The following is a 722-nucleotide window of genomic DNA, read 5'->3' on the forward strand; positions in this document are numbered from 1 at the left end:
CGCGGGAGCCCGCTCGTGTTGGGCCGGGACGACGACGCGACGTTCGTCGCCAGCGACGTGACCGCGTTCTTGGAGCACACTCGCGATGTGATGTATCTGGAGGACGGCGACGTGGCGGCGCTGTCGGCCGACGGCGTCGAGATCTACGCTGAGGGTGAACTGGTCGACCGCGGTGTGGAGACCGTGACCTGGGAGGCCGACGCCGCCGAGAAGGGCGGGTACGAACACTACATGCGCAAAGAGATCCACGAACAGCCCGAGTCGCTCCGCCAGACGATCGCGGGACGCCTCGACGTCGACGCCGGCGACGTCGAGCTCGACGTCTCCTTCCCGCCGGGCTTTCTCGCCGATCTGGAGGAAATTCGGATCGTTGCCTGCGGCACTTCCAACTACGCGGGCCGCTACGCCGCGCAGCTGTTCGAGGAGCTTGCGGGGGTGCGCGCGACCGTCGAGACCGCCAGCGAGTACGAGTTCGGCGCGGGACGCACCCCGGACCGGACGCTGGTGGTCGCCGTGACCCAGAGCGGGGAGACCGCAGACACCCTCGGCGCGGTCCGGCGCGCGAACGCGGCAGGCGCGCGGACGTTCGCCGTGACGAACACCCTCGGAAGCACGGTGACGCGGGAGGTCGACGGGACGGCGTTTATCAGGGCCGGCCCGGAGATCGGCGTGGCCGCGACGAAGACGTTCGCCTCGCAGGTGGCGACGCTCGCTATGCTCGC

The 722-nt window shown here is 69.9% G+C and carries 1 protein-coding gene; it reads left to right on the top strand.

Annotated features, from left to right (window positions below):
* Positions 1–722: SIS domain-containing protein (locus tag DVK07_RS20190; RefSeq protein ID WP_121598566.1), on the top strand; the 722-nt coding region annotated here is incomplete at both ends.

The sequence above is a fragment of the Halorubrum sp. Atlit-26R genome, from assembly GCF_003666015.1.
Taxonomy (GTDB): domain Archaea; phylum Halobacteriota; class Halobacteria; order Halobacteriales; family Haloferacaceae; genus Halorubrum.